Below are 14,297 nucleotides of genomic sequence, written 5' to 3' on the forward strand. Positions count from 1 at the left end.
CGCCCCGTCCCGCGGAACCGAACCCGCCCCGGCCGTCGCGTCCGACGGAGCCGATGGGGCCGACAGGTCCGACGAGTCCCAGCCGACCGCCGGGTCCGAGACGCCCGAGCCGACCGCCACCGCCTCGGACCACGAGCACGGCTACGGCACGGAGCAGGACGACCGAGCCACCGCTCCCGCCCCGGGCCACCACAGCCCCGGTGACAGCGGCGGCCTCCCCCAGCGGCGTCGCCGCGGCCGGGCCACGCCGCCGTCGGAAACCCAGAAACTCGCATCCGCTCCCGCGCCGCAGCGCCGGCCCCGGCGCCCCGCGGAGTCCGCCGCCGCCCTCGGAGCGCTCCAGTCCGGCACGGCCGCCGGACGTTCCGCCGCCGCCCGGCCGAACACCGGCGCCTTCCCAGCCGTACCTGAGGGTGCCCCGGCCGCGACCACGGCCGACACGGCATCCGACGACACCGACCACGACCGGAACGACCACGAAGGGGGAACGGCTCGATGACCAGCCGCGCAGCGGGGGACACGGCATGGGTGCTCGATCCGGTCCTGGAGGTGCCGCACGTCGTGGCCGCCGTCCTGCTCACCCGGGACGGACTCGTGACCGGCTACACCGACGCGCTGTCGCAGCCGTCCGCCGAGCGGGTCGCCGCCATCACCAGCACCGTGCAGGGCGCCTGCCGTACCGCGGCCGCCGCGTTCGCCGACACCGACCAGGCCGAGATACGGCAGATCGTCATCGAGTCGGACCACGGCTATGTGCTCATCGTGCCGACGGACCACGGCACCTGCGTGGCCGCGTACGGCGATCCCGAGGTGCGCCTGGACCTGCTCGCCCACCGGGTGCACTCGCAGGTCGCCCGGCTGGGCGAGAAGGCGATGGCCGCCGGTCCCCGAGGTTCCGACGGCGGCACGCCGGCATGACCGGCCGCAGAGGCGGCCGTCCCCTGGTTCCCGCGTACCTGTCGACCGGCGGGGTGGCGCGGCCCAGCCGTGCCCATCTGGAGCGGCTGTCCGTGCTCACCGGCAGCGGTGAGCCGGCTCCCCCCGATCTGCCCGCCGCCCAGGCGGCCCTGCTGGAAGAGCTGGAGTACGGGTCCCTGACGGTCATGGAGGCCGCCGCCCTGCTGCGGCTGCCGGTCTCCGCCGTGCTGGTGCTGGCCGCGGGCCTCGTCGACCGTGACCTGGCACTGGCCCGCGCGCCCATTCCGCCCGCCCGACGCTTCGACCCCGACCTGCTGAAGAGAGTGGCCGATGGCCTCCGCGACCTCAAGCACCGTTGACGCCCAGCCCGGCGCCACGGACATCCACCTCCCCGACACCGCGCGCGACCTGGTGAAGATCCTGGTCACAGGGCCTTTCGGGGTGGGCAAGACCACCCTGATCCGCTCCGTCTCCGAGATCCGCCCGCTGCACACGGAGGAGCAGCTCACCGAGGCGTCCGCGCAGGTGGACGATCTCGCCGGGGTGCGGGACAAGTCGACCACCACGGTCGCCATCGACTTCGGCCGGATCAGCCTGCCGGGCGGGATCGTGCTGTACCTGTTCGGCACGCCCGGCCAGGAGCGGTTCCGGCCGCTGTGGGACGACATCGCCTACGGGGCGCTCGGCGCGCTCGTCCTGGTCGACGCCCGCCGGATCGACGCCTCGTTCGACGTGCTCGGGCTGGTGGAGGAGACCGGGCTGCCGTACGCGGTCGCCTTCAACACCTTCCCGGACGCGCCCCGTCACCACACGCCCGAGCAGTTGCGTGCCGCCCTGGACCTGGAGCCGACGACCCCGATGGTGACCTGTGACGCGCGGGAGGCGAACTCCTCGATCGACTCCCTGCTCGCCCTGGTCCAGCACCTGATCGACCACCGACCCGCGGAGCACCGGTGAACCGTCCGTCCCCCGCCGAGCAGGCCTTCTCCCTCGCGTCGCCCGTACGCCTGTGGGAGGACGGCTTCGCCCGCGACCCCTCCCCCTACTACACGGCTCTGCGCGCCCACGGCCCGGTCGGCTGGGCGGAGCTCGCGCCCGGTGTGGCGGCGTACGTCGTCACGGACCGGCGGGCGGCGCTGGACCTGCTGCAGGACACGAAGACGTTCTCGCACGATCCCCGGCCGTGGGAGGCGACCGTCCCCGACGACTCGCCGGTGCTCGGGATGATGCGCTGGCGGCCCAACACCCTGTTCGCCGACGGCGCCGCCCATATCCGCTACCGCACCACGCTGATCGACGCCTTCGACCTGGTGGAGCCGCACGACCTGCGGGCCCGGATCCACCGGGCGGTGCACCTGCTGGTGAGCCGGTTCGGGCCGCGGGGCGAGGCCGACCTGGTCGGCGAGTTCACCAGGCCGCTGATGGCGCTGGTGTTCAACAGCCTGTTCGGGCTGCCGGACAGCGCGAGCGACCGGCTCGACTCCGCGCTCGGCAAGCTGATCGAGGGCGGCGCGCAGGCGGCGGAGGGCGAGGCCGAGTTCGGCGGGTACGTGCTGGAGCTGATCGCCGCCAAGACCGAGCGGCGCGGCGACGACCTGCCGAGCTGGCTGCTGGACCATCCGGCGGGGCTGACCCCCGAGGAGGTCACCTGGCAGGTGTTCCTCACGCTCGGCGCGGGGCACGAGCCGACGGCCAACCTGGTGTCCAACGCGCTGTCCAGGATCCTCGGCAACCCGGCCTTCTACTCGACGCTCACCAGCGGCGCCCGCCCCGTGACGGACGCGGTGCTGGAGGTACTGCACCACGAGACGCCGCTCGCCAACTACGGCATCCACTACGCCCGGACGCCCGTGACCTTCCACGGCGTATGGATCAGGGCGGCGGTGCCGGTGGTGATCTCCTACGGGGCGCTGGCGCAGGCCGCCGAGCAGGAGCGCGGCGTGGACCGGCACCCGGGGGACGCCTCCCACCTGTCCTGGTCGGCGGGCCCGCACGCCTGCCCGGTGAAGCAGCACACACTGCTCATCGCCACCGAGGCGATCGAACGGCTCACCCAGTGGCTGCCCGACCTCGAACCCGTACTGCCCCGCGAGCGCCTCACCTGGCGGCCCGGGCCCTTCCACCGCTCGCTGACGGCGCTGCCCGTCCGTTTCAGCCCCCGCTCCCCCGACCAGCCAGGAGGACGACCGTGACCGTGACCGACCGCATCGCTCTCGACCCGTTCGGTGCCGACATCGCAGGCGAGAGCGCCCGGCTGCGCTCCCTCGGCCCGATCGTGCCCGTGGAGCTGCCCGGCGGCATCCCCGCCTGGGCGCCCACGCGCTACGACACGCTGAAGGAGCTCATCCTCGATCCGCGGGTCAGCAGGGACCCGCGGCTGCACTGGCGGCTGTGGCCCGAGGTCGGCGAGCACCCGTCCTGGGGCTGGATCCTGAGCTGGGTGGGCGTGGTCAACATGCTCTCCACGTACGGCGCGGACCACACCCGGCTGCGCAAGCTGGTGGCGCCCAGCTTCACGCACCGGCGCACCGAGGCGATGCGGCCCCGGGTGGAGGCGATCACGGCGGAGCTGCTGGACGCGCTCGCGGCGTCCGACGACGAGGTCGTGGACATCAAGGAGGGGTTCGCCCATCCGCTGCCGATGCGGCTGATCTGCGAACTGTTCGGTGTCCCGGACGAGTTGCACGAGGACACCGCCCGGATGATCGCGGCCATCATGGACACCACCGACCCGAGCCCGGAGCACGCGGCGTCCGTCCAGGAGCAGATCGGCACGGTGCTGCCCGCGCTGATCACGCACAAGGCCGCGCACCCCGGCGACGACATGACCACCGAACTGATCCGGGTGCGGGACGAGGACGGCGACCGGCTCAGCGACGAGGAGCTGCTGTACACGCTGCTGCTGGTCATCGGGGCCGGCTTCGAGACCACCGTCAACCTGATAGGCAACGCGGCCGTCGCCCTGCTCCGCGGCCCCGAGCAACTGGCCGCCGTGCGGTCGGGGGAGATCGGCTGGGACGCCGTCGTCGACGAGACGCTGCGCGCGCACCCGTCGATAGCGTCGCTGCCGCTGCGGTTCGCCGTCACCGACCTCACCGTCGGCGATGTCACGATCCCGGCCGGCGACGCCATCATCACGACGTACGCCGCCGCGGGTCTCGACCCCGAGCACTACGGTGCGGACGCCGGTCTCTTCGACGCCACGCGCGCCGCCGACGACCATCTGGCGTTCGGCATCGGGGTCCACCGGTGCATCGGCGCACCACTGGCCCGCCTGGAGGCGCTCACCGCGCTGCCGGCCCTGTTCGACCGCTTCCCCGACCTGCGCCTGGCCAACGGTGCCGAGGACCTGCGGCAGGTGCCGTCCTTCATCGCCTTCGGCTGGCAGGAGATCCCGGTGCGGCTGCGGGGCTGAGCCGGGCGACGGACAGCTCGCGGGAGCGCGACCGGTCCCCCGTTCCGGTCGTGCCCCCGCGGTGCGTTGAACTTACGTCCATGGCAGAGGCCTTGTGAACCGCGTCGATGCCCGTTGCACGCTCAACAAGGCTCACCCGTGCACAGCCGAGTCCGGTTGGCCCGGTTTCGTCCCGCCTGGATCCGGCCAACCGGTTGCCCCAGAGGCAAACCGGTCAGTCGTGGCGGTGGAAAGCGGGCAGGTCGAGGTCACCGACGGCCAGGTGCGCGAGCACGACCTCGTACAGGTCGGTACCGGCGGCCAGCAGCTGGCGTTCCAGGACGGGTTCGGCGCTGCGGACGTGCTCACGCACGGTCTGCGCGTGCACGCCCAGGGTCTGCGCGGCCCGTTCGGCGTTGCCGCCGGCGGCGATCCAGGTCCGCAGGGTCCGGCGCGGGTTCCTGGCGTCCGCGTCCAGCCGGCCCAGCAGGTCCTGTGCCCAGGTGCGCACGGCGGGCCCGGACAGCAGATCGGAGAGCCGGAGTCCGGGGTTGCCGGTGTCGCCCGCCAGATGCGCGTCGGGCAGGCCGATCTGGGTGTTGAGCGCCAGGTGGACGACGGCCCGGACGGTGAGGTCGGCGAAGTCCGTGCCGAGCAGCCCCTCGACGCGTTCCATGCGGGCGCGGACGGTGTTGCGGCTGACGCCGAGGACCTTGGCCGCGTTGACGGCGGTGAACTCCAGGCCGAGCCGGTTGGTGGCGAGGAGTTCGGCGCGGGTGTGGTGCGGCAGGGTGTCGAGCGGGCGCAGCACCCGGGACGTCCAGCCGCGCAGCGCCATCGGGTCCATCAGGCGTTCCGGGTGGGTGCGCTCGGCGTACACGGCTGTCTTGTCGGACCGGAAGTGGGCGACGGCGAGGGCACTGACGGCCTGCCCGTACGCGGTGGCGGTCCGGGCCAGGCTCTGCCGGACGCTGCCGCCGAGGAAGAGGTCCGGGTACCGTGCCACCAGTGACCGCAGGGCCTCGCGCGTGGCGTCACGGGGGCTGACGACGATCACGTGCCCGTCCATGGCCGGGCAGCGCACGACCAGGGCTTCCTCCCCGGTGCTGTCCAGGCACTCCTCGGCGATACGGTCGCGTACGGCGGGGCCGGACTCGACCACGTACACGCACGCCGTCTCGGCGTCGAGCAGTCCGGGCCAGAGCCCGGCGGCGACACGGCGGGCGGCGACGGTGTCCTCGACCATGAGCAGCTGCAGGATGGCCAGGCGCAGGTCGGAGGTGGCCCGCCGGAGCCGGTGCCCTGCCGCGGTCGACTCGCGCGCCGTCAGCAGGAGCTCGATCACCTGGGCGGTGTGGGTGACCACGTCGGAGGCCCGCCGGTCGAAGGGGGTCTCGCGGGAGACGGCCAGTACGCACGCGTGGGACGGGTGTTCCACCCGGACCAGCCGCAGGTGGCGCTCCCGGCTCTCCCAGGCGGCGGAGGCGATCCGGCCGGCGATGATGTCCGTGACGAGGTCCTCGTCCAGCGACAGCCGGTTTCCGGCGATGAGATTCCCGGCGGCGTCCTGCAGGGCCACCGATCCGCGCACGGCGCCGGAGAGCCAGGCGACGACTCTGCGGACGTCGCGTCCCGCCGGGCGCAGATGCTCGAGCAGTTCCTCCGCCCACGCCGGACCCGCGCCGGCCGGCGTCTCCTGCTGCCGGTTCCCGTCCTCTCGGCCAGCCACCTGGGCCTTCCCCTCGCTTCTCGCACCGCCTCCGGCGCACCGGTCGGGGACGTTACCTCACGTGTGCCACGCACTCGTCCCGGGCCGAAACCCGACCCTGCGCCACCGACCCACGCGGGCGGCATAAGCTCGGCAGATGGCGAAGTACTACGACGTGCACCCCGACAACCCCCAGCCGCGCACCATCGGCCAGATCGCCGACAGCATCCGCGCGGACGCTCTTGTCGCCTACCCCACGGATTCCTGTTACGCACTGGGCTGCCGCCTGGGCAGCCGGGACGGCATCGACCGGATCCGGTCGATCCGCAAGCTGGACGACCGGCATCACTTCACCCTCGTGTGCCAGGACTTCGCGCAGCTCGGCCAGTTCGTGCGGGTCGACAAGGACGTGTTCCGCGCGATCAAGGCGTCGACACCCGGCAGTTACACGTTCATCCTGCCCGCGACGAAGGAGGTGCCGCGCATGCTGCAGCACCCCAAGAAGAAGACGGTCGGAGTCCGGATCCCGGACCATGTCGTCACCCAGGCCCTGCTCGCCGAGCTCGGTGAGCCGCTGCTGTCCAGCACGCTGCTGCTGCCCGGTGAGGAGGAGCCGATGACGCAGGGCTGGGAGATCAAGGACGAGCTCGACCACGTCCTGGACGCGGTGGTCGACTCCGGCGACTGCGGCACCGAGCCGACGACGGTCATCGACTTCTCCGGCGGGGAGGCGGAGATCGTGCGGCACGGCGCCGGCGACACCTCGCGGTTCGAGTAAAGGGCACGCCAAGGGCCGTTCACGGTTGAACCGTGTGCGGGGGGTGGGCGAAATGCCCCGGGAAGCGGCGTGTCACGATGCCCGTGATCCGCCCGGTCACGCGGACGGATTCCTGGCCGACACCCCCGCAGGTCCGACACCTCGCGAGTCGGACACCCCCGCAGAGAGGCAGCCCAGCCATGAAGGAACCGCTGTCGACATCCCCACCGAGGACGGCACCGCGGACGCGTATCTGGCCCGCCCCGACGACGGGGCCGCCCATCCGGCGGTCCTGCTCTACATGGACGCCTTCGGCCTGCGTCCGCGGCTGCGGTCCATGGCCGACCGGCTGGCCGGTGAGGGCTACACGGTGCTGGTGCCGAACGTGTTCTACCGGCACAGTCGCGCCCCGCTGTTCGATCTGCCCGAGTTCATCGACCCGGGGGCGCGTCCGGAGATATTCGAGCGCATCATGCCGGTCATGCAGGCCCTGACGCCTGACATCGCGATGCGGGACGCCGCCGCCTATCTCAGCTGGCTGGCCGGGTCTCCCGCGGCGGCCGACGGCCCGGTCGCGCTGACCGGCTACTGCATGGGCGCCCGCCTCTCGCTGCTCACCGCCGGCACCTACCCGGAGCGGGTCGCGGCCGCGGCCGGCTTCCACGGCGGGCGGCTGGCGACGGACACGCCGGACAGCCCGCACCTGGTGGCCGGCAAGATCACCGCCGAGCTGTACTTCGGCCACGCCGACCAGGACCCCTCGCTGCCGCCGGAGCAGATCGAGCGCCTGGCGGAGGCCCTGACGGCGGCGGGCGTCCGCCACCGCTGCGAGGTGTACCCGGGCGCGCCCCACGGTTTCACGCAGGCCGACACGGCGTCGTACCACCAGGAGGGCGACGAGCGGCACTGGGCGGCCCTGCTCGACCTCCTGAAGCGCACATTCTGACCGAAGTCGACACGCGATGAACGCAAGTTGTCGATCTACCGACGGTAAGGGCTTGCTTTCACGTGTCCACTGCACGTAGACCTTGCCTCCACACCAGCCAAGACTCTGGGGGGAGTTGGCTCATGGACGGCACGGTCGACGGGTTCCGCTACGGTGCGGTGACCCCGGTTGCGGCCTATCTGATGGCTTGCCTGGGAGGGGCACTGGGGCTGCGGTGCATCGTGCGCTCGCTGCTCAATACGCGCTCCTGGAAGCCCGGTTGGCTGGCGTTAGGCGCCGCCTCCATCGGGTGCGGCATCTGGACGATGCACTTCATCGCCATGATCGGCTTCCACGTGAAGGAGACCCGGATCCGCTACGACGCGGCCACGACGGTGCTCAGTCTCGTCGTGGCCGTTGTCGTGGTCGGCATCGGCGTGTTCATCGTCGGCTACCGCGGCACGGGCCGCACGGTCCTGGCGGTCGCGGGTACCGTCACGGGACTGGGCGTCGCGACCATGCACTATCTGGGCATGGCGGCGATGCGGCTGAACGGCGACGTCGGCTACGACCCGCTCGGTGTCGCGCTGTCCGTGCTGATCGCCATCGCCGCCGCGACCGCCGCGCTGTGGTCGGCCGTCACGATCCGCAGCCTGCTGATGAGCCTCGGGGCGAGCCTCGTGATGGGTGTGGCGGTGTCCGGGATGCACTACACGGGCATGGCCGCCGTCAGCGTCCATGTGCACGACACGGCCAACGGGACGTGGGCCGGCGACTCGCCCATGTCGTTGCTGCTGCCGATGCTGCTGGGACCGGTCGTCTTCCTGCTGCTGGCCGGGGTCGTGGTGATGTTCGATCCGCTGCTGGTGCTGGGCGAACGGCCCTCCGCATCGCGCCCGGACGCCTCCGCGAAGGGCTCGGCAGCCAACTCGGCAGCGTCGCCGCGCAGTTCGCGGCACGCGGCGGCGTGGCCCACCCGCAAGCGGTGAGGAACCCGCCGCGAACGGCTTCTGGATCGATTGTTACGGTGCATCGGTGTCTGACTCCTCACGCGATACCGCCGAAGGCGCCGGCTGGAACAGCACCGAACGCGGCGCGTACCAGCAGTTGATGCCGCAGCGGGTCGAGAAGATCTCCTGGCTGAACCCGAAGACGCTGTGGGCCGCCCGCAACGGCGTGCTGGCCTCCTGGTTCGGCGACCCCACCGGCCGGATTCGCGGCCGGTGGGTGGCCCAGCGCGAGACCACCGGCGCACCGGCCGACAAGGTGATCCGGCGCGAGGAGCCGGATCGTTTCTCCTTCCTCGTCATCGGCGACACCGGCGAGGGCGACGACCCTCAGTACGCCGTCGTGCCGGGCTTTCTGAAGACCGGTCAGGACACCAGCTTCGCCGTGCTGGCCAGTGACGTGATCTACCCGGTGGGCAGCGCGGACGACTACGACACCAAGTTCTTCCGCCCGTACCAGGACTACCAGGCGCCCATCTACGCGATACCCGGCAACCACGACTGGTACGAGGATCTCGGCGGCTTCATGCGCGTCTTCTGCGACGACGCCCCGCCGCTGCCGCCCGAGCCCCGGCCGCGCCCCCTCAGCCGGGCCTGGCTGCGGTCCCTGCTGTGGCACAAGCCGCGTCCGGACGACGGGCAACACCTGGCCGAGGCCCGCAAGTTGCGCTCCTCCCCCGCCCAGCAGGCCGTCCAGCCGGGCCCGTACTGGGCGATCGACGCCGGACCGGTGCGGATCATCGGCATCGACACGGGTCTGCTGGGCACCCTCGACGCCGAACAGGGCGCCTGGCTGCGCGAGGTCTCCCAGGGCCCCCGCCCGAAGATCCTGGTCACCGGCTCGCCCCTGTACGTGGACGGCAGGCACGAGCCGTGCGCCATCGAAGGGGGCGGCACGGTCGACGGCATCGTCCGCGACCCGGCGCACCACTACGTGGCGGCGATCGGCGGCGACATCCACAACTACCAGCGCTACCCCGTCCGGCTGGACGACGGACGCACCCTCCAGTACGTGGTCGCGGGCGGCGGCGGGGCGTTCATGCACGCCACCCACACCATCCCCCGCGTCTCCGTCGCGGACGTCACCGAGCAGGACTTCCGCTGCTATCCGCTGCGCGGCGACTCCCTCGCCTTCTACAGCCGGCTCTACGGCCACCGGCTGCGCATGCGCCGCTTCTTCACGCTCACCGAGGCCGAGGCGACGGCCGTGATCGCCGAGCGCCTCGGCATCCGGCCGGCCCGTGCCCCGGGTGCCTCGGCCCGTGTCACCCGGCGCGTCCGCCTGGTCGCCGGGCTGCTCGGCACCGGCCGCCGGCCCGACAAGGCCAAGCGGTTCCGGCTGCCCGTACGGAAGATCTACACGTCGCTGTTCTCACCGAGCTCGGCGACCTACAGCCCACCGTTCTTCAAGTGCTTCCTGCGTCTGGACGTCTCCCCGGACTCGGTCCGCCTGCGCTGCTACGCGGCCACCGGCGACCGCGCCCAGGAACTCTCCCCGCCGATCGAGGACGAGGTGACGATTCCGCTGCGCTGACCAGGTGCGGGCTGACCCGGTGCGGCGGGAACAGCGCGGGCCGTCGCGGGGTTGGCACAGGCGTATCCATTGAACGTTCAATGATGGAGGGTCCGTGCCACCGACCTCACGACCGCTGCGCAAGCTGGGTTTCCTGACCATCGGGCTGTTCGACGAGGCGGACCCACTCCGCGGCCACGAGTCGACGCTGGAGATCATCGAGCTGGGCGAGCGGCTCGGCTTCGACAGCGCGTGGGTACGCCACCGCCATCTGCAGTACGGCATCTCCTCCCCCGTGGCGGTCCTGTCCGCGGCCTCCCAGCGCACCCGCCGCATCGAGCTCGGTACGGCGGTCATCCCGCTGGGCTGGGAGAACCCGCTGCGCCTGGCCGAGGACCTGGCCACCGTCGACCTGCTGTCCGGCGGCCGCCTCAACCCGGGCGTCAGTGTGGGACCGCCGATGCACTTCGACCAGGTCAAGGACGCGCTCTACCCGGACACGGCCGCCACCGAGGACTTCGGCCACGGACGGGTGGAACGGCTGCTGGACTTCGTGCGGGGCAAGTCGGCGACGGACTTCAGCGGGCGGGAAGGCTTCGAGGTCTTCTCGCAGCGGGTACAGCCGCACTCCCCCGGCCTGGGCCGGCGCATGTGGTACGGCGGCGGCAGCCTGCGCTCGGCCCGGTGGGCGGGCGAACACGGCATGAACCTCCTCACCAGCAGCGTCGTGAAGGCCGAAGACCCCGACGGGCCCTACGACTTCGCGGAGATCCAGCTCTCCCACATCCGCGCCTTCCGCGCCGCCCACCCCGACGGCGAGGCCGCCCGGGTCTCGCAGGGCCTCGTGGTCATCCCCACGGACTCGGCCTCGCCCGAACAGCGCGCCCGGTACGAGGAGTACGCGGCCCAGCGCACCCCTCGTACGGCCGAACCCCAGGGCCCGGCGCGGCTGATGTTCGCGCCGGACCTGGTGGGCACCTCGGCGGAGATCGCCGAGCGGCTGCACGCGCACGCGGCGTTCCGGGAGGTGGACGAGGTGGCGTTCGCGCTGCCGTTCACCTTCGAGCACGAGGACTATCTGCAGATCCTCACCGACATGGCGACGAAGCTCGGCCCGGCGCTGGGGTGGCGGGCGGGCGCCTGAGCCTTCCGGCGGACCGGGCAGGCGACCTGAACATCGCCCGGTCAAAGCGCCACTCGGCCAGGTCCTGCGGACGGATCAGCCCCCCAGATGCCCTGCGATCTCAAGGGTCACACGGCCGCTTCCGCCACTGGCGAGCCGAAGGCGGCGCGTCTCCGGCCGGCCCGCCGAACCGGCGCAGGTCACCAACGCCCGGGTGCCGTCCCGGTGATCGGCTCCGACGCCTTGCCGTCCACCCCGACGGGCACGTCCCCCGCGAGCATCACCCGGTGCATGATCCGCGGATGGTCGAGGTGCGCGGTGTCGCCGGGTGCCAGGTGCATGGTGGCGCGGTTGTCCCAGAACGCCACACTGCCGGGCTCCCAGCGGAACCGGACCGTGTACTCGGGCCGGACTGCCTGCTCCAGGAGCAGGTCCAGGATCGCACCGCTCTCGGGCCGGGAGAGGCCGGCGATCTGCTCGACGTAGTAGCCGTTGACGTAGAGGATCCGCTCCCCCGTCTCCGGGTGGACGCGCACCAGCGGGTGGAGCGAGGCGACCTGACGGTCCAGCAGGTGCCGGACGTACGCGTCGTCGCCGGGCCGGGGCTGGTAGCCGACGCCGAGCCGGTGCTCGACCCGCAGCCCGTCGGCGAACTCCCGCAGCGGCGCGGAGAGTCCGGCGTACGCCGCCGCCAGGTTCGACCAGGTGGTGTCGCCGCCGTAGGGCGGTACGGTCTCGGCGCGCAGGATCGTCGCGGCCGGCGGGTCGACGCGGGCGCCGTGGTCGCAGTGCCAGCCGCGCAGCAGGGTGTGGCGGCGGCGCCGCAGCCACTCGTCGTGCTCCATGCCGAAGCGCCCGCCCAGTTCGAGACGGTCGGCGGTCGTCTCGATCTCGGGGAAGTCCGGCGGCGAGGCCTTGCCGCGCCGGGGCAGCACCACGGTCTCGCCGAACCGGCGCGCGAACGCCACATGCCCGGTGTGGTCCAGCCGCTGCCCCCGGAAGAACACCACCTTCCACCGCAGGACCGCCGCCCTGATCGCGGCGATCACGGCGTCGTCGAGGTCCGCGGCCAGGTCGACCCCGCCGATCTCGGCGCCGATGTGCCCGGCGACCGGCTTCACCTCCACCCCGGTGTCCCGCGCCGCCTCGTCCGTGATCGGGCCGTCCGTCGTCATGAGCGCTCCGCTGGTCGTGGGCGTGCTTCTGCCGTCCCGAAGATCGTGACAGTGATCTCCGCCGGGGGCGACACCGCACCGGCACCGCTCACACCTCGAACTCCCGGATCGTGGTGTTCCGGAACACTGCCCTCCCATCGATGGTGAACAGCGCGAGCCCCGTGTCGACCAGGTACGGGAACGCCGCCGTCGAGTGCACGTACCGGCCGTCGTCCAGGAACAGTTCCACCGATGTGCGGTCGACCAGGGCGCGGAGTGTCACCGTGCGCCGGGCCGGGTCGAAGGGGCTGTGGCTCTCCTGCCATCGGCCCGACATGTCGGGGGACACGGAGGGGCGGCGGTTGAGGTAGGCGTAGTCGCGGTGGACTCCGGCGTCGATGTGCCGGACGCCGTCCGGGGAGCGCCGCAGCTGCACTCCCGCGCCCGTGAGCTGGTCCCAGGTGATCTCGCAGGTCAGTTCGTAGGCGGTGCCCCGGTAGTCGAGGACGCGGGTGCCGTCGACCGTCAGGTCGCCGAGCCGCACCGTGCGGGAGACGTACCGGTCGAGCGCGGCGACCGGCCGGGACGCCAGGTGGTAGATGCCGTCGGCGCCGCGCTTCAGCGTGATCTCGCGGACGATCGAGTCGGTGCCGTTGAAGCCGTCGCTGTCGATGGTGGGCGTGATGTGGGCGTAGTCCCAGTTGTTCAGCCAGCCGATCGCGTAGCGGGTCTCCTCGTCGAGCGTGCCGTCGGCGCCCCGCTTGTCGAAGGTGACGGCCCCGTACCAGTCCCAGCCCTGGTCGAGCCACTGCGGCTTGTCGGCGTCGGCGGTGAAGGCGCTCCCGTCGAAGGAGCCCGTCCAGTACGCGTACGTGTTCGGCAGCCCGGTGGCCTTGCCGTTGGCGCTCACGCCGAGCACCCATTTCGCCGTGCCGTCCCCGGCGCGGATCCGGAACAGGTCGGGGCACTCCAGCACCCCGATGCCGCCCCTGACGAAGCCGCTGACGTACGTCCAGGACCTGAGGTCGGCGGAGTGGTAGAAGCCCGCCTTGTCGTTCTCGGCGAGGGTCATCACCCACCGTCCGCGTTCCTCGTCGCGGATCACCTTCGGGTCGCGGAAGTCGCGCACCCCGGGGTTGGGCAGCACGGGATCGGTGCCGTGCGGGGTGAACGAACGCCCGCCGTCGGTGGAGTAGTACAGGTACTGCGCCTGGTCGCTCGGGCCGTCGTGCGGCGACATCGTGGCCAGGACGACGACCGCGCCCGCCCCGAAGCCCGCCGTGCCGTCCGTGTCGACGACCGCCGAACCCGACCAGACGTCGCCGTTGGGGGTGGTGTCCTTGGGTACGGCGATGCCCCGGTCCGTGAAGGAGACCAGGTCGGTGCTGGTGGCCAGGCGCCAGGCGGTGCCGATTTCGCCGGAGAGGTAGTCGGCGTTGTGGAGGTAGTAGTAGTGGTACGCGCCGTCGATCCAGACGGGGCGCTGGGGGTCGTTCTTCCACTGTTCGGGGACCGTGAAGTGGTAGGCGGCACGGTAGCTCGTGCCGGCCGTCCCGGCCTTGGCGGCGGCCGGGACGCCCGCGGCGCCCGCGGCGGGCAGTAACGCGCCCGCCGTGCCCACGGCCGAGCCCGCGAACAGCGCTCTCCTGGTGATCCCGCTCATCACACTCGTTCCTCTCGTCGGAAACGGCGGCTCATGAGACCAGGACTCTCGGACCTAACTCGTTAAAGGTCAAGCGCCCGCACGCCTTGACAGGTCTGTGCGGCGCTCACATCATCTGGGGCATCACCCCTCGTC

At 72.0% G+C, this 14,297-nt stretch carries 13 protein-coding genes and 1 pseudogene; 11 read left to right on the forward strand and 3 right to left on the reverse strand.

What is annotated here, in order from left to right; translation table 11 throughout:
• The 6 genes and pseudogenes from ACFTZL_RS27720 to ACFTZL_RS27745 form a co-directional block, all read left to right on the forward strand.
• A pseudogene (locus tag ACFTZL_RS27720) lies at nt 1-499 on the forward strand (protein kinase); the annotation flags it as partial.
• Entirely contained in the window at nt 496-918 is a 423-nt protein-coding gene (locus ACFTZL_RS27725) for a roadblock/LC7 domain-containing protein (RefSeq protein WP_382588019.1), read from the forward strand. The pseudogene ACFTZL_RS27720 and the gene ACFTZL_RS27725, both read left to right, overlap by 4 nt.
• On the forward strand, nt 915-1,277 hold the full coding sequence (locus ACFTZL_RS27730; RefSeq protein ID WP_382588021.1) for a DUF742 domain-containing protein: 363 nt from the start codon (nt 915-917) through the stop codon (nt 1,275-1,277). The genes ACFTZL_RS27725 and ACFTZL_RS27730 overlap by 4 nt, the downstream gene beginning before the upstream one ends.
• Nucleotides 1,249-1,875, forward strand: coding sequence for an ATP/GTP-binding protein (locus ACFTZL_RS27735; protein WP_382588023.1), 627 nt, complete (start codon nt 1,249-1,251; stop codon nt 1,873-1,875). Before ACFTZL_RS27730 ends, ACFTZL_RS27735 begins: the two co-directional genes overlap by 29 nt.
• Nucleotides 1,872-3,110 carry a cytochrome P450 gene (locus ACFTZL_RS27740; protein WP_382588025.1) on the forward strand — a complete coding sequence of 413 codons (1,239 nt, stop codon included), beginning with the start codon at nt 1,872-1,874 and terminating at the stop codon, nt 3,108-3,110. The genes ACFTZL_RS27735 and ACFTZL_RS27740 overlap by 4 nt, the downstream gene beginning before the upstream one ends.
• On the forward strand, nt 3,107-4,333 hold the full coding sequence (locus ACFTZL_RS27745; RefSeq protein WP_382588027.1) for a cytochrome P450: 1,227 nt from the start codon (nt 3,107-3,109) through the stop codon (nt 4,331-4,333). Before ACFTZL_RS27740 ends, ACFTZL_RS27745 begins: the two co-directional genes overlap by 4 nt.
• Before the next feature lie 214 nt (nt 4,334-4,547).
• Here ACFTZL_RS27745 and ACFTZL_RS27750 read toward each other — a convergent pair whose 3' ends face one another.
• Nucleotides 4,548-6,041 carry a helix-turn-helix domain-containing protein gene (locus ACFTZL_RS27750; protein ID WP_382588029.1) on the reverse strand — a complete coding sequence of 498 codons (1,494 nt, stop codon included), beginning with the start codon at nt 6,039-6,041 and terminating at the stop codon, nt 4,548-4,550.
• A 136-nt stretch (nt 6,042-6,177) separates the two neighbouring features.
• On the opposite strand from ACFTZL_RS27750, the gene ACFTZL_RS27755 reads away from it, so the two are divergent.
• The 5 genes from ACFTZL_RS27755 to ACFTZL_RS27775 all read left to right on the forward strand — a co-directional run bounded on the left by ACFTZL_RS27755 (nt 6,178) and on the right by ACFTZL_RS27775 (nt 11,366).
• Nucleotides 6,178-6,798 carry an L-threonylcarbamoyladenylate synthase gene (locus tag ACFTZL_RS27755; protein ID WP_382588031.1) on the forward strand — a complete coding sequence of 207 codons (621 nt, stop codon included), beginning with the start codon at nt 6,178-6,180 and terminating at the stop codon, nt 6,796-6,798.
• 52 nt (nt 6,799-6,850) lie between these two features.
• Nucleotides 6,851-7,723 carry a dienelactone hydrolase family protein gene (locus ACFTZL_RS27760; RefSeq protein ID WP_382588033.1) on the forward strand — a complete coding sequence of 291 codons (873 nt, stop codon included), beginning with the start codon at nt 6,851-6,853 and terminating at the stop codon, nt 7,721-7,723.
• Nucleotides 7,724-7,845: 122 nt separating this feature from the next.
• The gene (locus ACFTZL_RS27765) at nt 7,846-8,691 is read left to right on the forward strand and encodes an MHYT domain-containing protein (protein ID WP_382588035.1); all 846 of its coding nucleotides are present in this window, start codon (nt 7,846-7,848) and stop codon (nt 8,689-8,691) included.
• 46 nt (nt 8,692-8,737) lie between these two features.
• Nucleotides 8,738-10,243 (forward strand): metallophosphoesterase family protein, encoded by a 1,506-nt coding sequence (locus tag ACFTZL_RS27770; RefSeq protein WP_382588037.1) that lies wholly within the window; start codon nt 8,738-8,740, stop codon nt 10,241-10,243.
• 94 nt (nt 10,244-10,337) lie between these two features.
• Nucleotides 10,338-11,366, forward strand: coding sequence for an LLM class flavin-dependent oxidoreductase (locus ACFTZL_RS27775; protein ID WP_382588039.1), 1,029 nt, complete (start codon nt 10,338-10,340; stop codon nt 11,364-11,366).
• Between the two features lie 179 nt (nt 11,367-11,545).
• Here the strand turns inward: ACFTZL_RS27775 and ACFTZL_RS27780 are convergent, their stop codons facing one another.
• Both ACFTZL_RS27780 and ACFTZL_RS27785 read right to left on the reverse strand, forming a co-directional pair.
• Nucleotides 11,546-12,520, reverse strand: coding sequence for a TauD/TfdA dioxygenase family protein (locus tag ACFTZL_RS27780; RefSeq protein ID WP_382588041.1), 975 nt, complete (start codon nt 12,518-12,520; stop codon nt 11,546-11,548).
• Nucleotides 12,521-12,608: 88 nt separating this feature from the next.
• Nucleotides 12,609-14,162 (reverse strand): glycoside hydrolase family 32 protein, encoded by a 1,554-nt coding sequence (locus tag ACFTZL_RS27785; RefSeq protein WP_382588043.1) that lies wholly within the window; start codon nt 14,160-14,162, stop codon nt 12,609-12,611.
• Between the last annotated feature and the right edge of the window lie 135 nt (nt 14,163-14,297).

Source organism: Streptomyces sp. NPDC056948 (assembly GCF_042674225.1).
Lineage (GTDB): Bacteria > Actinomycetota > Actinomycetes > Streptomycetales > Streptomycetaceae > Streptomyces > Streptomyces purpurascens.